Origin of the sequence: Parasphingorhabdus sp., assembly GCF_049667325.1 — a bacterium.
Classification (GTDB): domain Bacteria; phylum Pseudomonadota; class Alphaproteobacteria; order Sphingomonadales; family Sphingomonadaceae; genus Parasphingorhabdus.
The window spans coordinates 1-2,676 of record NZ_JBATHY010000156.1 but is presented as its reverse complement, the minus strand read 5'-3'; the positions used below and the strand labels follow the sequence as shown (position 1 = coordinate 2,676).

Below are 2,676 nucleotides of genomic sequence, written 5' to 3'. Positions count from 1 at the left end.
TGTTCTGGTGGTGTTGCGGGCGGCAGCTTTGCGGATCCAACCGTAAGCGGCACCCTGTCGGACATTGCTGCGGGCACAAACCGCGCCATGATCTTCCGCGTAACGGTAGACTAGGGCACGACGGAATTTGGCGGCAAACCGGCACGTTTCGCTGGTTTGCCGCTATATTTCGCTGGTATTTGTGAGTCTGCTCCCCAACTTTCTCAGGTCAATCGGCCTAGCATTTGCTGCAAGCGCATTAACCGCGCCTGCCTCTATGGCACTCGCGCAACCTGAATTTGCCGAGGAACAGCCTCAATCGCATAATTTTCCACTGATCACGAATATTGCACAAGCGGAATGGGATATCGGCGGCCAACGGCTCCAAAAACCGTCCAATCGCATTGATATTCAAGTCGTTCCGCCACCGAATACGCCGCCGAAAATCACGATTCTTCACCTTGCGGACCCGCCAGGGGCTGACAAGGTCCCGATTTTGGGCACGACGTGTCGGGGTTCGGGAGGCAATATCATGATCGAACTCGGCGGTGTTTTCTCGGGCACGCCCAAAAATCCGGCCTCGGTCATGCCGACCGACACGATAAGGGCTGGCGAACCGCTGATTATCTCGATTCTCGCTCCGGGCAGGAACCTGAATCCGCTGGCAATCGACAATTTCGACATAATCCTGACGACACCCAGCGGTGACCGGGAACAGATCAACATTGTCGAAACCACGCCTGATAGCGGCCGGTTTGTCGGCATGATCAATACCGCCGCAGTGCCTCCTGCTCCGGTCCAGGGCGATTGCATATTGTCGGTCAAACGCGGTGACACGGTCGATATCACCATCCAAGAAATCAACGGCACGCCTATCGGAACCGCCAATGTCGAGATACTCATAGATCCCTTCGGCGAGGTTTTCGACAGCGGCGATGGCACCCCTGTTTCCGGAACGCGCGTCACCTTGATCGACGTCGCAACCGGCCTGCCGGCTGAGGTTTTTGGCGATGACGGTGTTTCCATCTTCCCGAGCACCGTGATTGCAGGCGGAACCGCTACCGATAGCGGAGGAAACGTCTATGATTTTACCGACGGCTTCTATCGTTTCCCCTTTGCGAGGCCGGGACAATATCGCCTGCTCATCGAGCCACCGCAGCCCTATAGTTTTCCGTCAGCGGCCACGCCGCAACAATTGACCGCATTCCGGCGGACAGACGGTCTTCCATTCACCATTGTAGACGGGTCATATGGCGGGATCATCATATTGGAAAATCCGGCGCCGGTGCGCGTGGATGTTCCGCTGGACAGGCCCGGGACGCCCCTTGTGCTGACAAAGTCGGCTTCGGTTGCACTCGCGGCACCGGGAGACGCGATTCAGTATCGAGTGACGGTGCAAAATACGGATCCGGTCCGAAACACGGGCCAGATTACGATTTCTGATCAGCTGCCTGGAGCAATGCGCCTGAAAACCGGCACGGTGCGCTATAATGGTGACCTGATCACACCCGATATCCAGCCAAATGGCCGCGATTTTACCGTCGACGTACCGCCCCTGCCCGCTGGGGGAAGCGGTTTGCTGACCTATATCGCCGAAGTGCGTCAGGATGCGCAGCCAGGAGACGCACTCAACCTCGCTTCGGCCCAAGACGATCGCGGCGCGACCAGTCCGACCGTGGATGCCGCGGTTCGCATTGAACGCGACGGAATTTCCGAAAGATTCACCCTCATCGGCCGGATTACGGACGGTGGTTGCAGTATCGATCCCCGGGAAGCCTCGGGAATTGGCGGTATTCGCGTCATGTTGCAGGACGGAACCTACTCGGTAACCGACAGCGACGGTCGCTATCATTTCGAAGGGCTGCGGCCCGGTCTGCATGTGGTTCAGATCGACCCGTCGACCTTCCCCGCCGACCTCGCACCGGTCGATTGTGCACAAAACACACGGACCGCCGGCAGCGATATCTCCCGCTTTGTTGAAGGCCGTGGTGGCGCGCTGAAACGCGCGGATTTCCGGGCCAAAAAGGTTGCACCGAGAGAAATCCGTGAGCTTGATACCTACCGGAAGCCCGATGTTTTGTCGGATCCGGAAGCGGCCGGAGCAGGTCGTGATTGGGTATCGAACCAGGAGCCCGGCATTGCATGGCTCTTCCCCGAAGAAGACCATAACCCGCGCGTGAAAGCGCTGCGCGTCGCAATCAAACATCACGCCGGGCAGAGCGTTGAACTGTCGATCAATGGCAAAGCGGTTAACCCGCTTGCCTTTGACGGGACCAAGAAAAGCGCGAACGGTAAAATCCGGGTCAGCACGTGGCGCGGAATCGAAATCGGTGACCGGACCAATGTCTTTGTCGCCCGCGTCGTTGATCGCGACGGTAAATTGGTTCAGCAGCTCGAACGGAAAGTTCACTATGCAGGCAGCCCGCTTCATGCGGAATTGCTCAAGGATCGTTCGATCCTGATCGCCGATGGTGTTACCCGCCCGGTGATTGCAGTCCGGCTCACGGACCGTGCCGGCAAGCCAGCCCGCAACGGCATGGTCGGCGACTTCAGTGTCCCTGCCCCTTATGCACCGGCAATTGAAATTGATGCCCAGCAAGCCAATCAGCTCGCCGGTCTCGAACGGGGTGCGCCAGTATGGCGGGTCGAAGGCGAGCAAGGCATCGCCTATATCGAACTGGCGCCAACCACGGCTTC

1 pseudogene is annotated in these 2,676 nt (G+C 58.4%); it reads left to right on the top strand.

Annotated features, from left to right (window positions below):
- Nucleotides 1-511 precede the first annotated feature (511 nt).
- Nucleotides 512-2,676, top strand: a pseudogene (locus WBM93_RS07145) (hypothetical protein); the annotation flags it as partial.